The organism is Aliiroseovarius sediminilitoris (genome assembly GCF_900109955.1).
Taxonomy (GTDB): Bacteria; Pseudomonadota; Alphaproteobacteria; order Rhodobacterales; family Rhodobacteraceae; genus Aliiroseovarius; species Aliiroseovarius sediminilitoris.
This window is the reverse complement of record NZ_FOJB01000001.1, coordinates 910339-928456: the sequence shown is the minus strand read 5'-3', so window position 1 is coordinate 928456 and position 18118 is coordinate 910339. Positions and strand designations below refer to the sequence as shown.

Annotated in this window: 16 protein-coding genes, 1 tRNA gene and 1 pseudogene; 7 read left to right on the top strand and 11 right to left on the bottom strand. The window is 56.8% G+C overall.

Features of this window, described 5'->3' with window-relative positions; translation table 11 throughout:
• Nucleotide 1 precedes the first annotated feature (1 nt).
• Both BMY55_RS04625 and BMY55_RS04620 read right to left on the bottom strand, forming a co-directional pair.
• Entirely contained in the window at nt 2-1030 is a 1029-nt protein-coding gene (locus BMY55_RS04625; RefSeq protein ID WP_091428721.1) for a 5-oxoprolinase subunit C family protein, read from the bottom strand.
• Nucleotides 1027-1782: a 5-oxoprolinase subunit B family protein gene (locus BMY55_RS04620; RefSeq protein WP_091432027.1), complete on the bottom strand. Its 756-nt coding sequence runs from the start codon at nt 1780-1782 to the stop codon at nt 1027-1029. The genes BMY55_RS04625 and BMY55_RS04620 overlap by 4 nt, the downstream gene beginning before the upstream one ends.
• A 243-nt stretch (nt 1783-2025) precedes the next feature.
• Here BMY55_RS04620 and BMY55_RS04615 point away from each other — a divergent pair, with 243 nt between their 5' ends.
• From BMY55_RS04615 to BMY55_RS04605, 3 genes are read left to right on the top strand one after another with little or no spacing between them, the layout of a single operon-like run.
• The gene (locus BMY55_RS04615; protein ID WP_091428719.1) at nt 2026-4242 is read left to right on the top strand and encodes a C1 family peptidase; all 2217 of its coding nucleotides are present in this window, start codon (nt 2026-2028) and stop codon (nt 4240-4242) included.
• A gap of 21 nt (nt 4243-4263) precedes the next feature.
• Nucleotides 4264-7650, top strand: coding sequence for a D-Ala-D-Ala carboxypeptidase family metallohydrolase (locus BMY55_RS04610; RefSeq protein ID WP_091428717.1), 3387 nt, complete (start codon nt 4264-4266; stop codon nt 7648-7650).
• The gene (locus tag BMY55_RS04605) at nt 7647-8747 is read left to right on the top strand and encodes a hypothetical protein (RefSeq protein WP_091428715.1); all 1101 of its coding nucleotides are present in this window, start codon (nt 7647-7649) and stop codon (nt 8745-8747) included. Before BMY55_RS04610 ends, BMY55_RS04605 begins: the two co-directional genes overlap by 4 nt.
• A 112-nt stretch (nt 8748-8859) precedes the next feature.
• On the opposite strand, the gene BMY55_RS04600 is transcribed toward BMY55_RS04605, so the two are convergent.
• From BMY55_RS04600 to gph, 6 genes are all read right to left on the bottom strand, one after another.
• Nucleotides 8860-9669, bottom strand: a complete 810-nt coding sequence (locus tag BMY55_RS04600; protein ID WP_322787714.1) for an HAD-IIA family hydrolase — start codon at nt 9667-9669, stop codon at nt 8860-8862.
• A gap of 80 nt (nt 9670-9749) precedes the next feature.
• Complete coding sequence (phnE, locus tag BMY55_RS04595) at nt 9750-10565, bottom strand: phosphonate ABC transporter, permease protein PhnE (RefSeq protein ID WP_091428711.1); 816 nt, start codon at nt 10563-10565, stop codon at nt 9750-9752.
• Nucleotides 10565-11377 carry a phosphonate ABC transporter, permease protein PhnE gene (phnE, locus tag BMY55_RS04590; protein WP_091428710.1) on the bottom strand — a complete coding sequence of 271 codons (813 nt, stop codon included), beginning with the start codon at nt 11375-11377 and terminating at the stop codon, nt 10565-10567. Before phnE (BMY55_RS04590) ends, phnE (BMY55_RS04595) begins: the two co-directional genes overlap by 1 nt.
• A complete protein-coding gene (gene phnC / locus BMY55_RS04585; protein WP_091428708.1) occupies nt 11374-12162 on the bottom strand; it encodes a phosphonate ABC transporter ATP-binding protein in 789 nt (262 codons plus the stop codon). Before phnC ends, phnE (BMY55_RS04590) begins: the two co-directional genes overlap by 4 nt.
• 66 nt (nt 12163-12228) lie before the next feature.
• Complete coding sequence (gene phnD / locus BMY55_RS04580) at nt 12229-13203, bottom strand: phosphate/phosphite/phosphonate ABC transporter substrate-binding protein (protein ID WP_091428706.1); 975 nt, start codon at nt 13201-13203, stop codon at nt 12229-12231.
• A 71-nt stretch (nt 13204-13274) separates the two neighbouring features.
• The gene (gene gph, locus BMY55_RS04575) at nt 13275-13931 is read right to left on the bottom strand and encodes a phosphoglycolate phosphatase (RefSeq protein ID WP_091428705.1); all 657 of its coding nucleotides are present in this window, start codon (nt 13929-13931) and stop codon (nt 13275-13277) included.
• A 241-nt stretch (nt 13932-14172) separates the two neighbouring features.
• Here gph and BMY55_RS04570 point away from each other — a divergent pair.
• A pseudogene (locus BMY55_RS04570) lies at nt 14173-14427 on the top strand (integrase core domain-containing protein); the annotation flags it as partial.
• A gap of 167 nt (nt 14428-14594) precedes the next feature.
• Nucleotides 14595-15332 carry a lysophospholipid acyltransferase family protein gene (locus BMY55_RS04565; protein ID WP_091428701.1) on the top strand — a complete coding sequence of 246 codons (738 nt, stop codon included), beginning with the start codon at nt 14595-14597 and terminating at the stop codon, nt 15330-15332.
• A 251-nt stretch (nt 15333-15583) separates the two neighbouring features.
• Here the strand turns inward: BMY55_RS04565 and BMY55_RS04560 are convergent.
• Nucleotides 15584-15659, bottom strand: a tRNA-Ala gene (locus BMY55_RS04560).
• Between the two features lie 96 nt (nt 15660-15755).
• Nucleotides 15756-16076, bottom strand: a complete 321-nt coding sequence (locus BMY55_RS04555; protein ID WP_091428698.1) for a TIGR02300 family protein — start codon at nt 16074-16076, stop codon at nt 15756-15758.
• A gap of 129 nt (nt 16077-16205) precedes the next feature.
• Between BMY55_RS04555 and BMY55_RS04550 the strand changes: the two genes are divergently transcribed.
• Complete coding sequence (locus tag BMY55_RS04550; protein WP_091428697.1) at nt 16206-16937, top strand: M48 family metallopeptidase; 732 nt, start codon at nt 16206-16208, stop codon at nt 16935-16937.
• Between the two features lie 48 nt (nt 16938-16985).
• Nucleotides 16986-17639, top strand: a complete 654-nt coding sequence (locus tag BMY55_RS04545; RefSeq protein ID WP_091428695.1) for a GntR family transcriptional regulator — start codon at nt 16986-16988, stop codon at nt 17637-17639.
• 13 nt (nt 17640-17652) lie between these two features.
• Here BMY55_RS04545 and BMY55_RS04540 read toward each other — a convergent pair whose 3' ends face one another.
• Nucleotides 17653-18108: an Lrp/AsnC family transcriptional regulator gene (locus BMY55_RS04540; protein WP_091428693.1), complete on the bottom strand. Its 456-nt coding sequence runs from the start codon at nt 18106-18108 to the stop codon at nt 17653-17655.
• Between the last annotated feature and the right edge of the window lie 10 nt (nt 18109-18118).

The window sequence follows — 18118 nt, the reverse complement described above, 5'->3', positions numbered from 1 at the left end:
TCTACCTCTGGTCCTCATCTGTCCTGTCACCACCTGCCGTGACCCCGCTGATCAACTGATAGGATAGCAGGTCAGGGATGGAATGGGGATCACGGATCAGCGGGATGATGCTCTGCACAAGCGCTTTGCGTGCGATCGCGGCCTTCCGTTCGACTTCAACCGCGTGGTCCAGTTCGATGAATTGGAACCGCAGCGGCGCGCCCGCCGGGGCTTGCGCGATGATCGGCAGATCGCAGGGCAGCACAGTGCCGATACGAGGATAGCCGCCGGTGGTCTGACACTCGCACAGCAGCACGAAGGGCGTGCCATCGCCGGTGATCTGGATGTCGCCCGGCACGACCACCTCGGACAAGACCGTGCGGCCGCCCTCGGTGTGGAACCCTTCCTCCGGTGGCACCAGCCGCGCGCCCATCCGGTTGCCCCGCACGTCCCGATGAAAGGTTGTGGTTGTGAACCTGTCACGTTCGGCCTGAGGAAAAAGATTGGTCTGGAGGCTTTCGACGATCCGCACGGTGCCGCCGCTGAAGCGGTCAGCAACGTCCAACGTCATGCCTGCCTGCCCACCCGGATCATCAGAGACCCCTAGGTGATCGCCCGCCTTCACCGCACTGCCAATCCCTGCCGCCAAATGCGCCGAGCATGCGCCCAGCCGCGAGGTGCCTTCGAAGCCGCCGCCCACATGCAGATAGCCATAGCTGCCCGTCACCGGACCACCGATGGACAGCCGCGTGCCCGCAGGCCATCTGTGACTGGCATTCCACGCCAGTTTCATCCCATCCAGCATTGCCCGCATTGGCGCGCCGGTCAGGGCGATGCGCAGATCGGAATCCGCTTCGAACTCTCCGCCCATTCCCGCCATCTCAACCGCGGGCAGATGATCGGACTGGCCCAGCAACACGGCCCCTTCGGTCAGCGCCAAAAGATCGACAGCCCCGCCACGGGAAAGTCCCGAATCCAACCATCCGGGACGTCCCTTGTCTTGCAAGGTTACACCCGGTCCAGCCCGCAGAACTTTCATATTCCCGCTCATCTGATCACCGCGACGGTCGCGCCGCCCATCGGGTCACGGCGCAGACGATCCAGCGTGTCGGGCTCTGTGGTCACAAACTGCACCTCGTCACCAGCCCGCAACAGGAACGGCTCGTCGGCATCGGGTTGAAACAGACGCATCGCGGTCTGTCCGACATGCTGCCAACCGGTCGGTGTGGGCACCGAAAACAGCACAAGTTGTCGGATCGCCACCGCGATGGCCCCTTCCGGCACCCGCGCGGTCAGCTGGCTTTGGCGCGGAATGTCCCATGCCTTGGGCAGCGTGCCGAGATAGGGCTGTCCGGGTGCGAACCCGATGGTCTGAACCCGCAAGCGAGTCGAGGTCAGGGATGCGATCGCCGTGTCCTCAGACAGCCCGGCTTGCGTGGCGGCCTGCGCAAGCTGTGGGGCAAGATCGGTGCCGAACACGGCAGGAATTCGCCAAAGACGCCGCCCATCCGGTAGGTTTGCCGCATACCAGTCACGACTGTCGAGCAGCCCCCGGATCTGGCCGCGCAGCGTCACGTGATCCAGATGGAGCGGATCGAAGCGCAGATAGACCGACACCAACGAAGAGGATGTCTCCTCGACTGCCGCCCACCCGGCGGCTTCTATTGCGGCGCGAAAGGCCAAGGCAGCGCGGTTGGCGGCCTCGCTTAGCGTTTCGGCGAAACGGACAAGGATGCCATCCACCCCGGCAGAGCAAATGACCGGGCCATCGGGCGGGCATCGTTTTGGATCACGCTGTGTCACATGTGCCCCGGCAAGCGGTTTCAATCGAAGGAAAACCTATCGCCATCTCGGCCAGGATAACATTCAAAAATGCGGCTCCCGGCATCGACCGGATGGTCTTCACCAAGGTTCAACCGGGTGGACTCTGACTCAGAAACAGAGTGTTTTTGTATTCGGGACAGTTTTCTGATAGAGTAAAATACTATTATTTCTCAGATTAGTTGATTTTGAATACCTATTGTTTTGTAAGGGACGGTTATTTCGATGGCCAGCTTTGCGCGATCCTTGATCAAGGATACCGGCGTGCGCGCCGATTGGGTGGACCTGCGCGATCAGGATTATGTCCCCAATCTGGCGGTGCTGCGTGACACGGTTTCCCTGAACCCGAAACTCTTGACCCCTGATCCCGCCACCGGGTTGCAGGTGCCAGTCTTTGGTGCGCGCAATCAAGGCAGCAGCGGTCGGTGTGTCGGCTTTGCGCTGGCCAATCTGATCGACATCCAACGACTTCTGCAAACCCTGCGCCGTACGCCCAGCACTAGCGATCATCCCGAACCCGATCTGTCAAAGGTGCAGGAAGATATCGTCAGTGCAGACATGCTGTATCGCATGGCGTCCTTCCATGACCGCTATCCCGAGCTTGAAAACGGTGAAGTGCTGGCAGAAGAAGGGATCCTGACATTACGATCTGCGATCAAGGGCTTCTATCATCATGGCGTCTGTCGCGATTGGCCCTTTGGCGAACCGACCACCGATGAGGGGCGCTGGCAAAGCGAATGCTATTTGGCGGACGGGCCAGACAAAGCGCGTAAGTTCACCACGGTCGGTCAGGCCAAGAAAGCGCGCGAGATCGGGCTTGGCGCCTATTTCCGCCTGGCCTCGATCCTGAACCATTTTCACGCGGCGCTGAACGATGCCGAGGCGATCCTGACCACGGCGAATATTCATGACGGCTGGCTTGAGGCTTTGCCCGACAAAGGAGGTCTGATCACCTGGCCGCCCGCGCTTGGAAAGACCGGCACGCATGCTTTCGTTGTCATCGGCTATGATGAAATGGGATTTCACATCCTGAACTCTTGGGGACCGAAATGGGGCGGATATAACGGGCAAGCAGGGGTGGGCTTGTGGTCTTACACCGATTGGGCGCAGAACGTGGTGGACAGCTGGGTCCTGCGACTGGGCGTGTTCGCCCCCTCTGCCTTCGGCGCGTCTGTTGGCGAAAAAGGCACCAAGGGCGACGCCGGCCCCATCCAGTCCGGCTCCACCCCCAGTTTTGAACTTGTCGGCCATTACATGAACCTGGATGATGGATATCACGTGGCCACCGGGTCTTATCCGTCTTTCAAGGATGGCTGGACACGAACCCGCAAATACCTTTCAGAACGGCTGGACCCCAAGGCCGATCCCGCCAATAAGGACAACCAGTATCGCGGCGTCCTGATCTGGATCCCCGGCAGTCTTGAGGGAATAAAGCCCGCCTTTGCCGACGCGGTCGGGCGTAAGACCCTGATCAAGGATCTGGGCCTGTATCCCTATACGATTTTCTGGTGCAACGGCTTCGTCGAAAAATCACTTGAGGTGCTGCAAAGCCTGTTTGACAGTTGCGAAGAACAAGCTGGGGAAAATGCCGCCCATCTTGACGAACTGATCGAAAACCGCGTGCGTGGCGTGGGTCGCGCTTTCTGGCGGGATATCGAACTGAGTGCCCGACGCGCGCTGCGGGGCACCGAAGAACTGCCATATGAAGATTTCGAAAGTGACGAACTTGACAAGATCAAGACCGGCTTTGTCGGCGATCTGTTGTTCGACCTGTTGGAGTTAAGAAAAGAAACGGGTTGTGAACTTCACATCGTCGCCGAAGGGGCCGGTGCTCTGGTGGTGCACGAAATGCTGTCGCTGCTGGCGCACAAGACACGCTGGTTCGATCCGGCTTCCTTGAAACCGCGGGGGATGGACCGGTTTGACACGCTGCATCTGGTCCATCCGGCTATTGGGATGCCACGCGCCAGGAAACGCCTGATCCCGCTGATCAACGTAATGAACGGTCCTGTTGCGGGCAAAAAGAAACGCAAGTCGTCATCGCGCAAGCCGGTGGTGCAGGAATACCTGGAATACACGACACCTCCGCGTGCGCGGATTTACGTCCCAACGCCCGAACTTGAGGAGCGCGTGAAGTTCGGTGCCTATGGCAAATCCATCCTCCACCTCGTCTCGCGCGCATTCGAAGATCGATACCCCTTGCCACAAGACGCCGACGACACCTCGGCCCCCTATCTTCTGCGCCCTCGACCGTTTCTTGGCATGTCGGGTGTCGTGGATGATCCCACAATCCCGGTGCAAAATGCGGTGTTCCGGCTGAACTGTATTGCCGCGCAGAAACACAATCTGGACCGCATCCCGCAGTCTGCCCTGAACGACGACCCCACCATCACCAACAGCATTTTCGAATGCATAAGAGGATTTCAGGAAAAGGGACACTGAACGCCATCAAGGAGAAGACCATTGACCAAGATCACTGTTGAACAACTGATGTCGAAAATGTCGGATCTGAACGCCGATGAATCCGAACTCTCAGAGTATTTCATACTTGATGAGGAACGATCAGGTCCATTCTCCCCCAAGTTCAAGCTGAACCCTGCGACCGTTCAGATTCCTCGCGGCGCCAACGCCGCCCAACGCACGGCGGCGTTGATGAACTCGGCCAACTGGTTTGCACGGATGAACCGCAAAAGCGCGTTTCAGAAGAAACTGGCACAGGGCTATGACGGCCCGATCATCGTGTCCGAAGGGGACAGTTGGTTTCAGTATCCCATCCGCCTGCGCGACACGATCGACCACTTGATGGCCAGCTATGCGATCTATTCGCTGGGCGCCGCAGGCGATCTGCTGAAACGTATGGCGGACAAACAGGAATATATCCGCGCGCTGGAAGAAACAGGCGCCGAGATATTGCTTCTGTCAGGAGGCGGCAACGATCTGGTCGCTGGCGGCGCTCTGGCCTCCCATCTAGAGGCTTTCGACCCCGAACTCGCCCCTGCTGATTACCTGCTGCCATCCTTCCAGGCGCTGCTCGATGACGCGCTCGGGCATTATGGGCGGATGTTCCGGCAGGTGCAGCAAAGGTTCCCCCATGTCAACATCCTGTGCCACGGCTATGACTATCCCGTGCCCAACAAGGATAAGTGGCTTGGCCAACCGATGGAATCGCGGGGCATTCGCGACCGCGCGCTGCAAATGGCCATCGCCGCCGAGATGATGGACCAGTTCAACCGACGCCTGCGCCGCCTGTCCCGGTCGATGCCCAATGTCACCTATATTGATTGCCGGGGTGTGGTGGGCAATAATCGTTGGTTCGACGGGCTGCACCCGACAGGCGAAGGCTATGGCGATGTCGCGCGCAAATTCCAGCTCGAGATCAATCGCATCGCCAACGCCCGCAGCGGACCGCCTGTTGTTGTGAGCGGCCCGTTTGGCTCGGCCGTCGAGTTGTCACGCGCCTTGCAAGCGCCCCCGGTCATCGCTGGAGGCCCGGCAAAAGGCATGTCCTTGCATGTCGGTATCAACTCCGTGGATCCGACGCATTATGACGGCTGGGATGGTCAACTGGCCGCCTGCGAAGCCGACGCTCTTGCGATGCAGGGTATCGCTGAAAGCGAGGGGTTCAAACCGCAGCTTGTGTTGACCAGTGACGCCACCCGCCAGAACGTGGTGGACGAAATAAAGCGCGCTGCAAAAGACCTTTCCCCGGGTGACATGTTCCTTTTTACCGTGTCCAGCCATGGCGGGCGGGTGCCCGATTTCAATCAGGACGAAGACCATGACGACGACAGCCAGCGGATGGACGAAACCTTATGCCTGTATGATTTCCAGATCGCGGATGACGAGCTTTATATGCTCTGGACCCTGTTCCGCGATGGGGTTCGCGTGCTGATCATGCCGGACACTTGCCATTCCGGGTCGATGGCGCGGTTTGGTCCCACCGCCCCGGCCGAGTTGTTTGGGCGCGTCATCCCGCAAGACCCGCGCATCCGGGCCATGCCGCTTTATGTTGAAGATCGAGTCTGGCGGGCCAACGAAGCCGCCTATCGCACTGCGTCGAAGTCTTACAGCGCGATGAAAGAAAGCGTCATGACCGCGCCGCTCAGCAGCCCCATTCAGGCGTCTGTCCTGAACCTTGGGGCGTGCAAGGATACGCAATATGCGATGGACGGGCCGCAAAACGGGGCCTTCACCGGCGCCCTTCTGAACGTCTGGAACGGCGGACGCTTCACCGGCGACTACCGCGCCTTCCGTGCCGCAATCGACGCCGAGATCGGCAGCGACAGCCAAACTCCGCAACTGTTTGAACGGTTGCTGAAACAGCCGAATTTCGTTCTTGATCGGCCCTTCACCTTGCAACCTGCCGGTATTTCATCCGGAACGGGCACAGTGGCGGCCAAATCATTCTCTGCATCGGTCGATCCGATGACCGAGGATGAAGGAGACGAAAATGACCTTCTGCCTGATGCCGAGCTTGATGCGATCCTGTCAGCCAAGACACGTGGGGCGGGCTTCCGCAGCGCCACGGCGGCGCTTGAGTGGCCAGACTATGCGGACTTCGACGGATTTATCCGGTCACTTGGGCTGAAAAATTTCGGTACGGATGAGTTCCTGATCCTGGGTGGAGGGCACTCGACCCCCGGCGGGAAATGTCAGGGCAAGAACACCTATCCACCGCGCGGCTTGTGGACCAATATCGCCAAGACCGCGCAGGCGCTGGACCATTTCCGCGACCGGATCGGTAAACCCATCGCCATCACCAACGCGTATCGTGGCCCGGCGTATAACGCTTGTATTGGTGGGGCCAAACAAAGCCAGCACATGAAGTTCTGCGCGTTGGATTTCAAGGTCTCTGGAATGTCTGCCCCCGAGGCGGCAAAAGCCCTGCGCTGGCTGCGTGACAAAGAGGGGTTCTTCACCGGCGGGATCGGCCGCTATAGCAGCTTCACCCATATCGACACGCGCGGCGTCAACGCCACATGGCCACCGGCATTCCGAGACATGAAGCTGTCCGGCTCGTCGCCCCTGAAAAAACGCGAGCCGCGCGATCTTGCGGAACGGATCGCAATTCTGATTGCAACTATGTTGGCCAAGCCCAGATCGGCACCGGGTGCGAAATCCCGCAGTTCGGCCTTCGCGGACCCGGTCAGCCGGTCGAACGACGATTTCGACCCAACGTCTGAAAATGCAGCACACCAGCAATCGCTACAAGCAGCGGTCAGCGCATCCAGCGTGATCTCGTTCGTCGAGAACCTGACCCCCAGCCAGAAAGAGGACGTGCTTTTGTCAACGCTGTTTGCCCAGCGGGCGGCGGACGCAAAGGCCGACCCGGTGAAGGAACGTGAGCTGTGGCACACAACCTATATGGATATGCTCAGCCTGATGGGATGGACCCGCGAGGCCGCGCCTTTCGAGGCCAGCCAGAAGATGAAAGGCAATGGCAGCTTCGATAAGGTCGTCCTGGCCACACTTGCCCAGGTCGCGACCGGCAACCAGTTCAAGATCGTCGAAAGCGCGATGGAGGCGCTGCGCGGGCTGGCAGCGGATGACGGCAAAATCAAGCTGTTTGATTTCGAAACCTCCACTTCGACCGGTGGCAATTTCCAGATCGGAAGCGCCGAGGCATCGGGTGACGTAATCTCGATGGCTTTGGGCGCGTTCAACTTCAATTTCAAAGACAAAAAGCAGAACATCCTGTTTGTGTCATGGGGCAAGAACGAACTTGACTACTGGCTGTCCGCGCAGAAAGTCGTCCTTAGCCCGACGATCTACGCCGATATACGCGAGATCATTCGCGATAAGCTGGCGGACACGCGCAAAACCCTGATTGCGGATATCGACATCGGATGACACAGGAAAACGCGCCTCCACCACTCGACAGTGACGCCGTGCCGTTGCCACGACCGGTCACTGCGGGAAAGCTACAGATCGCACCGCGCTATCTGTTGATCCTTCTCTTGCCGGTCGCGGTGCTGACTGCTTCAGAATATTTGCTGGGCACGTTCGGTGATACGTCGTTACAGGTGCAGGGGATCGAACTTGCGCCGATGGCGCCGCTGATCGAGCTGGACGGACGTTACAAGTTTCTTGCCGCCCTGTTTTTATTCGTGGCCGTGACCATCACCCTTATCGCCATGTTTTCATTCGAGCTTTATGCCCGCCATACGAAAAAGTCGATCTGCTATACGCTGGTCGGCATTGTCGGGGTCATCATGGTGACGCTCAGCTTTTCAACTTTTGAGCCGGACTGGATGCCCGCGAGTTTTGAATCGCAAGCCTTGCTGGGCGAAAACCTGTTTCGCACAGCGCTTGGCATCGGCAATCTGCCCGGCTGCGACCCCGGCGGCGCACTAACAGGGCCTTGCGAGAATATGGGCGCATACTTTGCGATGAAATACCTGCTGGATCGCGTCAACATCCTGACCTCACTGGCGGCAGCGGCGATCATAGCGGGAATGGTTCTGTCACTGGCCGACCCTGTTGGCATTGATCGCAGCAACAAGAACGCACTGATTTCCGAGGCCACGGCACTGCAAAACGCGCAGGAAAGCACCCAGCGGTATCTCTATTGTGCCGGTGTCTTGCTGACGACCGGGATGGTGCTTGTGCTGTCCTGGATGAAATGGCCCGGTGCCTTGATCGCAGACCCGATTCTGCGCAACGCACATGACAGTGTTGTCAGTTCTTTGTCCATGTTTCGCGGCGTGACCTATACGGTGCTGATTCTGTCATTCTATATGCCGGTCAGCCTGATCCTGAAGGTGCGGATCGAGCGGTTCAAACAGGCAAGCGAAGCGGTCGGAGAAACCAAGCTGGGCAGCACGCTTGAAGGCTTCGACATAAGGCGTATTGCAAGTATGGAGGCATTCAAATCCATCCTTGCCATCGCCTCGCCGATCCTGGCCAGCGCGATTGGGTCCTTTGTTGATCTGTCGGTGTTTCAGTGACACCACGCTGTGCTGACGCCCCTAAAGCGCCCAGCCGCGTTCTGTAACACTGACAGAGGTGGGAAATGGTGGAGAGCCTAGCCAAGTCGAACCGCTACCCTCTTGCTTAAGCCTAGGGCCGTTCCAGAACGAAATCCGGAACAATGCCCGACAACTCGATCAGCCGATGCGGGTCGTGGCCGTCAAAGAACCCGAAACCTGAAATCAAAGCCGATTTTATTCCTGCTGTCTGTGCACCCAGTATGTCTGTGTGCAGACTGTCGCCCACCATGACGGTGCGGATCGCGTCACATCCACCAAGCTGCGCAAACGCCAGTTCAAAAATATTCATAAATGGTTTGCCGAAGAACTGAGGTTCAGTTCCCGTCCGGTTCGCAAGTCGATGGGCAAAATGGCCTGGTTCCGTGGAAAAACCATGCTCGCGCGGTGCAACAATATCAGGGTTTCCCACTAATACCGGGCGCGCAGTATGGGCAAGTGAGGCTTCCAAAAGCACTTGTCTTTCCTCAGTCCAGTTAGAACTGCCGAGCATCAAGAACCCGTCAACCGCGTCATAGTCCGATGCGTCATCGGCCAGAAAGGTCGTATCAAGGTGCTCCAGGCCTTCGCACCCAAAGCTCTCCTGTGCAATCACACCCCAGCGCCTTTCGGGTTCGGATGACAAGGCGTGAAGCACAGTCTTCCGGCTTGTGATCACGTCCTCTGGCGCGAAGTCATAACCCAGCCGCTTGTATTTCTTCATCAGCGTTGAGTGAGGGTAGCCAGCAGCATTCGAAACCACGACCACGCGTTTTCCTGTCTTTTGCAGACCCGCCACACGTTCGGTCACGCCTTCAATCGCTGTCTCGCCGATGTTCAGCACCCCAAATGCGTCCAAAAGGAAGGTGTCGATGGTGTCGCTTAACGCATCAAGGTCAGGCAACCGTTGGCTTGCCCCTTTGCGTCGCACCGCCGGCAAGCGATGTCGAACCGCTTCGTAAGCAGCAAAAGCCTCGGGCAAGTTCAAATGATCGCGCCTCTGACTTTGGCTGACACCCATTCGGAAATCACAACTGCAAGCAAAATAACCAAAAGGATCAGCGAGACTTGCGGCCACGCCAGCACATTAAGCGAAGACGACAATTGCAGCCCGATCCCACCCGCGCCCACCAGCCCCAGCACGGTGCTTTCACGAATATTGATGTCCCAACGGAAGACTGCAATGCCGGCAAAAGCAGGCAGGATCTGCGGCACGATACCATATGCCATGATTTGCCAGCGGCTGGCGCCCGTTGCGGAAATAGCCTCGACTTGGGTTTCGTCAATTTCTTCAATCGCTTCGTAAAGAAGTTTCGCACAGAACCCGATTGAGCGAATTGCGATGGCAACAACGCCCGCGAAGACGCCGGGGCCGATAATCGCAATCAGCAACAATGCCCAGATCAACGAATTGATCGAACGCGTTGAGACGATGATCAACAATGCAACTGGTCTGATAAACAATTTTGACGGCGTGGTGTTTCGGGCAGCTGCGAACGCCACAGGCACCGCAAGGATCAGCGCAATAATCGTGCCAAGTGTCGCGATGTTAAGTGTATCCCAGATGGGTTTGCCCAGTTGTGAAATATATGACCACCTTGGCGGCGTTGCACGGGTCCAGATATCACTGGCAATCCGGGGTGCATCCCAAACGAAAAACCATGTGGTCGCGGCGGATATCTGCTGCCACGAATAGGCAAAGATCGCCACACCGGTCAGCCAAAGCAACCAATGAAACAAGCTTTCACGCCCGGTGCGACGTTGCCAAAGCTTCAGTTCGTTGTATTCGCGCACCGGCATTATTGCACCCTCGCCCGGATCAAACCGGACAGGTATTCCAGTGCCATGACAATGATGATGATCATCATTAAAATGGCCGCTGCGGTGTCGTATTCATACCGATCGAACGCAGTGTTAAGAGTCGCGCCAATGCCGCCCGCACCAACCAACCCCAGAATGGCACTTTCACGAAAATTGATGTCGAGGCGATACATCGAAAGCCCAATAAGGCGGGGCATGACCTGAGGCTGCACACCGTAGTTGATCCACTGCATCCATTTCGCACCAGACGCCTTGATGGCTTCGGCTTGCACGCGGTCCATGCTTTCGATGTCTTCTGCCAGCAGTTTTGACAAGAATCCGATGGTCGCGAAGCTAAGTGTCAGAAATCCGGCAAGCGGTCCAAATCCAAAGATCGCGACCAACAGGATCGCGACGATGATTTCTTGCAAGGCGCGCGACACTGCGATGATACCACGGCAAATGAAATAGATCGGCAAAGGCGCCACATTGCGGGCCGCACCAAGCGCAATGGGAATGGAAATCAAGATGCCGACCACGGATGATGCGACCGTCATAATGATGCTTTCGATCATCCCGCCCCAAATATCGGCCGATCGCGACGTGAAATCAGGGCTCGTGAAGGCCAACACGAACTGCTTGCCACGTTCCAGCCCCTCGTATACCCGAGACCAGTTGATCTCGATCGTCATGTAGGCGGCAATCAGGTATGCCACAAATCCGATAAGCAAAAGCCAACGCAACCAAGCGCGTTGAACGAACGGCTTTTTCTTCCACGGCTTGCCCAAGATCGTTTCGAGTTCCGTATTCATCCGACGGCCTCTTCGTCGTCATCGACCGCTTCAATCGTGGCTTCCCAGTCCTCTTCGCCATAAATCGTCGTCAGCACGTCGGGCGTCAAACCTTCGGGCGGGCCATCAAATTCGACAGCGCCGACGCGCAATCCGATGACGCGCTGCACAAACATCTGCGCCAGTGCCACGTCATGGATGTTGATAATCGCCGCCAATCCGCGTTCTTTGCAAAGCTCGCAGATCAATCGCATGATTTGACGGGATGTTTTTGGATCAAGCGATGCAGTCGGTTCATCGACCAGCAGAAGCGCAGGATCTTGGATCAGGGCCCTGCAAATACCCACCCTTTGGCGTTGCCCGCCCGACAGTTCATCCGCACGTTTGTCAGCCATATGTGCAAGCCCGACACGGTCAAGCAGGCGGAACGCTTCGTCCACGTCGGACTGAGGGAACTTGCGCATAAAGCTGCGCCAGAACCCGACATAACCCAATCGACCAGACAGCACATTTTCCATCACCGTCAGTCTTTCGACGAGCGCATATTCCTGAAAAATCATTCCCATGCGCCGACGTTCTTTTCGCAGAGCGCCAGCCGACAACCCAGTCAATTCCGTATCAGCCAGGTAAACTTTGCCCGACGTTGGCTCAACCAACCTGTTGATACATCGGATTAGCGTCGACTTCCCCGCGCCAGATGGGCCGATCAACGCCAGAACCTGACCTTCTGGGATATCCAGGTCGACCGCTTTCAGCGCCTGATCCCCGGTCTTGTACGTCTTTACAAGCTTCTCAAGCCGCAGCATGAAAGCCTCCCCGCCCCAGTTCTTGTTGTTGGATGGGGCGAACCTTCTGGTCCGCCCCAACGATATTTATTCGCAAGCGTAGCTTACGCCATTGGCTGTATCGATCTTGCGGATCACATCCCAAAATTCCTTGTAGGTCATTTCCAGGAATTGACCCTCATTTGATTTCTCAAACTCAGCCTGTAGCGACGTGCCCTCCCATTCGAAGCTAAAGAACGCGTTACGTATCTTTTCCTTCAGCTCAGGTTTAAGGTTGTAAACCGTGCCAAACCCGGTGGTTGGAAACGTCTGCGATTTATAGATCACTTTGACGTCGTCTTCTTTGATGACATCCCGGCTGATCATGCGCGACTTGACCGAGTTGGCGATGGAGGCCGCCACATAGTCTTTGTTGGCCACACCAAGGATCGAGTTGTCGTGCTTGCCCGAAAAGACAGGTTCGAAATCGCGATCAGGCAACATATCGAAATCGCCCTTCAGGATAGCAGAAGGCGCTTTGAAACCCGAGTTCGAAGTTGGCGACGTGAAGGCCAATTGCTTGCCCTTGATGTCCTCAACCTTTTCAATACCAGAGCCAGGATAGGTGATGATCTCCATCTCATATCCAAAATTGCCGTCCAATGACGCCATGATAGTGAACGGATTGAAACCTGCACAATTCACAGCCAAGGGGTTCGACCCGGTGTTGAACCCTGCAATATGCAGCCGTCCTGACCGCATTGCTTCAATCTGTGCGGCGTTGCTTTGCACAGGGAAAAACATGACCGGCTTGCCAGTTTCATTTTCCAGATGCGTCAGGAAATCAGACCAAGCCTCTTTGTAAACCGCCGGGTCTTCAACGGGCGTATAGGCAAAAATCAGGGTGTCAGGGTCAATTTGCTCGGCTGGGTCTGTGGGTGTGTCTGCCAGCAGATCCCCGTCAACGTCACAAAACCTTTCGTCCAAAGTGCCCCGCGGGCAGTCTTGTGCAGCGGCAGGCCCGGCCAGCGAAAGGCTAAATACCAAAGCGGCTCCGGACAGAAGTGTGGTCATTACTTTCATGAAAATATCCTCCCTAGACGGTGAGGCTAGAGCGGAATAGCGCTAACAAGCAAGAAATAATTCGACTGCTATCAACGGTTGAGAAAGTCTGCTTCGGTCCAATCTCTGAAACAGTTTTCCGTCGGAACATCCAGTATCTTTCCATTCAGATAGCCGCCCGAAAACAGCCGGAACGGAACCGCTGCATTTCGCGCAGTTTGAAAATCAATAGCACTGTCACCGACATAAACCGATTTATCCGGGGTTGTCCCAAGACCAGAGATACAGCCATGCAATGGCGCTGGGTCAGGCTTCTTCGCCACATTGGGTTCGGCACCCACGATCACGTTGAAATACCGTGTAAGACCAAGTTCTGCGCAAATTCTTCGAGCAGGTTCAGTCGGCTTGTTCGTACAAACACCCAACGGCACGTCAGACGCGCACAACTGTTCAAGACATTCAACCACGCCCGGGTACGGGCGGGTCAATGTCGTCATATTCTGCTCATAGTTTTCCAGAAAAAGCGTCAAGGCTTCTGCTTGCAGACTGTCGTTAAACTCGCCCGTTGCCTTCAAGCTCCGTTCAACCAATTTTTCGACGCCATCACCGATGAATGAGATAATGGTCTGCAGATCGAGAGGCGCGCGGTCTAGTGCAGCCAAAACCACATTGGTTGCGGCCTGCAAATCCGGTGCCGAATGGACCAAGGTGCCGTCCAGATCGAAAATAATTGCTTCAGGTATTGTCATAGGAGGTTCTTATCGCGTCCAAGCCTTGCACACCATCGCTCGCAACATCTGTGCATCACATTTCGGGTGACAAGATGGGGAAACCCGACTGCATACACAATGGAGACAGCGCGCGCAGATCGCTGACCACCCTTTGACCCGCTCGAAAACCGAATGAAGCTCCTGATTGACCCGTTTTTGATAACTAGCTTGTCTCTGCCCCTGCTAGCTTGTCTCTGCCCCTGCCGAAATCATCGAAACCAGCCAGTTCACGTCCTTTGCTTGGACAGACCGTTTGCGGCGATCCGGCGTGAGCGTCCCCATGGACGGAAAAGGCCGGTTTCCCGATAACATCTTCGTCGAAAGGCTCTGGCGATCCCTGAAGTATGAATGCGTCTACCTACATGCCGGGGAAACCGGATCAGAGGCAAAGGCAGGGATCAGAAAGTGGTTGGAGTTCTACAATCACAAGCGCTCCCATTCCGCACTTGATCGGCAGACGCCGGACGACGCATATTGGGCGGGCTTAGAAGAGCAAAAAGCAGCATGAAATCTAAACCTGATACACCTTAGAAACGCTGCAAACCTGTCCTAAAAGGTGGGACCACTTCAATGTTTCAGGTGCGGACAAAGCCTTAGTTCGCAGAGGTAGACTAAATGTCCGCTTTCTCCGAGTATAGACGGATGGATAAGATTGCAGAGACCTGGCGCGGCACACGCGCTTCACTAGTTTGGTTGTCTGAAGCTCCGATCGTGAACGCGCGTATTGCACTTTCCACGATGAACAAGGAACAGGCGCGCATGCTCATGGCAAGTCAATGCGCTAAGTTCCTCGCAACCTGCCGCGTTAACGTTGAGATGCATGGTGAGCCACCCAGCCCGGGCAAAGGTTGCGTTCTGAACTACAATGAAACATCGTTCGCCGACGTGATGGCCTATGGTTCATCTTTGTGGGGCCATATTGATCGCGCGGCGGCAGCGGAACTCTACGGTTATCTTCCTTTTGGACGCTCGGCCGCTCGCAAGGCGGGGATCGAATTGGTTCCAAGAGGGAATCGTCAGGCCACTGAACGCTTGCTTCATAAAATAGTGGCCGCCCTGAAACGCGGAGAGCGGCTGGCTTGGGGTGGTGAGGGTCGGCTGCAAGGCCAGGACGCGGTTGGAAGGTTCAAGGTCGGAGGAAGTCTAATCGCAATACGGGCGCAAGTTCCCATAATTCCCCTTGTATTCTGCGGTGGCCACCAAGTAATGCCGCTTGGTTCAATGCGCGCGCGCGCAGGAAAGATACTTATTCGTTTTGGCGCACCGATTCCAACGACGGGGCTCAAAGAGGACGAGGCACGTTCTTTGGCGGATCAGGTCCAAGAAATTGCTGTCGAAATCTATGCTGAATTAAAGGAGGCGTTGGCTCTAAGTACTTAACCGTCCTGTGGGTCTCGCCACGAGGGACATGTTCTAGCTGAGAACTGCGTATTTCCCGCGAGCGGTGATTCAATCGTTGCGCAGCATTCGCCACCAAGGGCTCTTTTTCCTCTTTCGCCGCGCTCTGACTGAAGGTCCGCTATCACCAGATAGGGTCAGTGGTGCTGCCAGAAAAAGACAATCTATGTGGCCATAGGGGTCAAAGTGCTGTCCATAGGGGTCAAACTATGTGGCCATTCACATGGAGAATTTGGTGGAGCCTAGCGGGGTCGAACCGCTGACCTCTTGCATGCCATGCAAGCGCTCTACCAACTGAGCTAAGGCCCCATCCGAAGGCGTTTCCGCCGTCAATGCGCGGTATTTATGCAAAGGCGCATTAGGGTTCAAGCCTAAAAGTCGCCTTTGCTAAAAATTCAGTGCCGCTTAGTCGTCGTCATCTGCGGCGACGTCGGCGATGTCGTCCAGCGAGACTTCATCTTCATCGTCGTCTTCCAGAACGTCATCGCCCAGATCGACATCGACATCTTCATCGTCTTCAAGAACCGCATCTGCGTCATCGACCAGATCGTCCTTCATTGCGGCTTTGTCTTCTTTGTCGGCAACCATAGTGCGCGATGCTTTGCCAGTTTCGAGGTTCACAACCTCACTCGTATAGGGGCTGACCACCGGATTGGCGTTCAGGTCATAAAAGCGTTTACCGGTGGTCGGGCAGACGCGTTTGACGCCCCATTCTTCCTTGGGCATGTAAAACCCTTTCCGTTCTGTCTAAGTCGTGCGAGATTTGCCGCCAACTGCCACATGTGTGCAGAGGTGTCAAAGGCTTTTCCCCTTATGGGCGGATACCGTGGCAATTGTAAGGAAAAAAGGGACCATATGTTCTGGTCAAAACAGGCAAGCAGGCTGACCGAAGCTGAACACATTGATCTGGCAGGCACACCAGACGTTACTGTTTTGTTGCGCCCTTCGGTGCGGGCGCGGCGATTGTCTTTGCGAGTTTCCAAACTGGATGGCCGCGTGACTTTGACCGTCCCACACGGGGCGTCGCGCCACGAGGCAGTGCGATTTGTCTCGGAACGCGCCGATTGGATTCGCAAGCATCTGGCAGATGCGATGCCAGAAAAGCGTCCGGCCCTTGGCTCTACCCTACCATTTCTTGGCCAGTCTCATCAGATCACCGAGGCACCAATACGGGCCGCACGCGTCCGCGATGGCAAATTCATTCTGCCACCCGGTGACGCCCGCAAGACCGCCGTCCGACTTGAGGCGCTTTTGAAACGCGAAGCGCGCGACCGGCTGGCGAAGGCAAGTGATCACTATGCAGACATGGTTGGCCGCAATTTCGGTCGCCTGACGCTGCGCGACACGCGCTCGCGCTGGGGATCCTGTAGTTCGACGGGCAACCTGATGTATTCCTGGCGGTTGGTGATGGCGCCCGAAGCGGTGTTGGACTATGTCGCGGCGCATGAGGTTGCGCATCTCGTGCATATGGATCACTCGGCTGCATTCTGGGCGCAGGTTGAAGCCATTTGCCCGGCCTATCAAACACCCCGACAGTGGCTGCGCAACCATGGCGCAGGTCTGCATCGCTATCGCTTTCGCGACTGAACGCATGGGCGTGTTGACGCCACGCCAATTTGTGATCACAGTTACGACATGCAGGCTCAAACCCGTTCACCATCCGATACGTCCAGCGCCCATGAGCGCGTCTATCGCAGCCTGCGTGCGCGGATCATGCACGGAGAGCTGGACCCCGGCCAAAGCCTGACAATCCGCGGGATCGGCAAGGAATACGACGTCTCGATGACCCCTGCCCGCGAAGCGGTGCGCAGACTGGCCGCCGAGGGCGCGTTGACACTGTCCAGTTCCGGACGAGTGTCAGCACCCGACCTAACCGCCGAACGGATCGAAGAGTTGGCCGCGCTGCGCTCGCTGCTGGAACCCGAGCTGGCGGCCCGCGCCCTGCCCCGCGCCCATATGGCGCTTATCGACAGGCTGCGCGCCATCAACGTACGGGTGTCGGAATGCGTCACCAAGCAAGACGCGGTCGGCTATCTGCGTACCAATCTGGAATTTCACCGAACGCTCTATCTTCGGGCACAGGCGCCGGCGATCCTTGCTGTGGCTGAAACGGTGTGGCTGCAACTCGGCCCGACCATGCGTGCCCTTTATGCGCGTCGCCAACGCACCGATCTGCAACGCCACCACCGGATGATCTTGTCCGCTCTGTCAGCCGGTGACGAACCCGCCCTGCGACTGGCGGTGCGCACGGACGTGACGCAAGGTTTGAAAATGCTGGTGGCCGATTGATCACGGACCGCAGTCAACCCAGATGAAACCCCCGAAACTCTTTCACCGTCGACAAGCTGAGCAGTGTTTTCATCTGCGCGAACGACGGAATGGAAGTCAGCCTTTCGCGATATAGTTTCTCGTAATCCTCGGTGTTTCTGGCCGCGACTCGCAGCAAGTAATCAAACTCGCCTGAGATCAGATGACATTCCAGCACCTCTGGCATTTCAAGAATTGCCGCCTCGAAGGCCTGAATGTCCTCACGCCGCTGACTGACCAGCTTCGCCTCGATAAACACCTGAATTTCCAAGCCGATGGCCTTGCGGTTCAGGCGCGCCGCGTAATTGGTGATGAACCCGTCCGCCTCCAACAATTTGACCCGCCGATGGCAGGCCGAGATCGACAGACCCACCTTGTCTGAAAGCTTCGACATTGAAATCGAGCCGTCCTTTTGAAGGATGGAAAGAATCCTCGTGTCCAGCTTATCCATCGTAAATTTT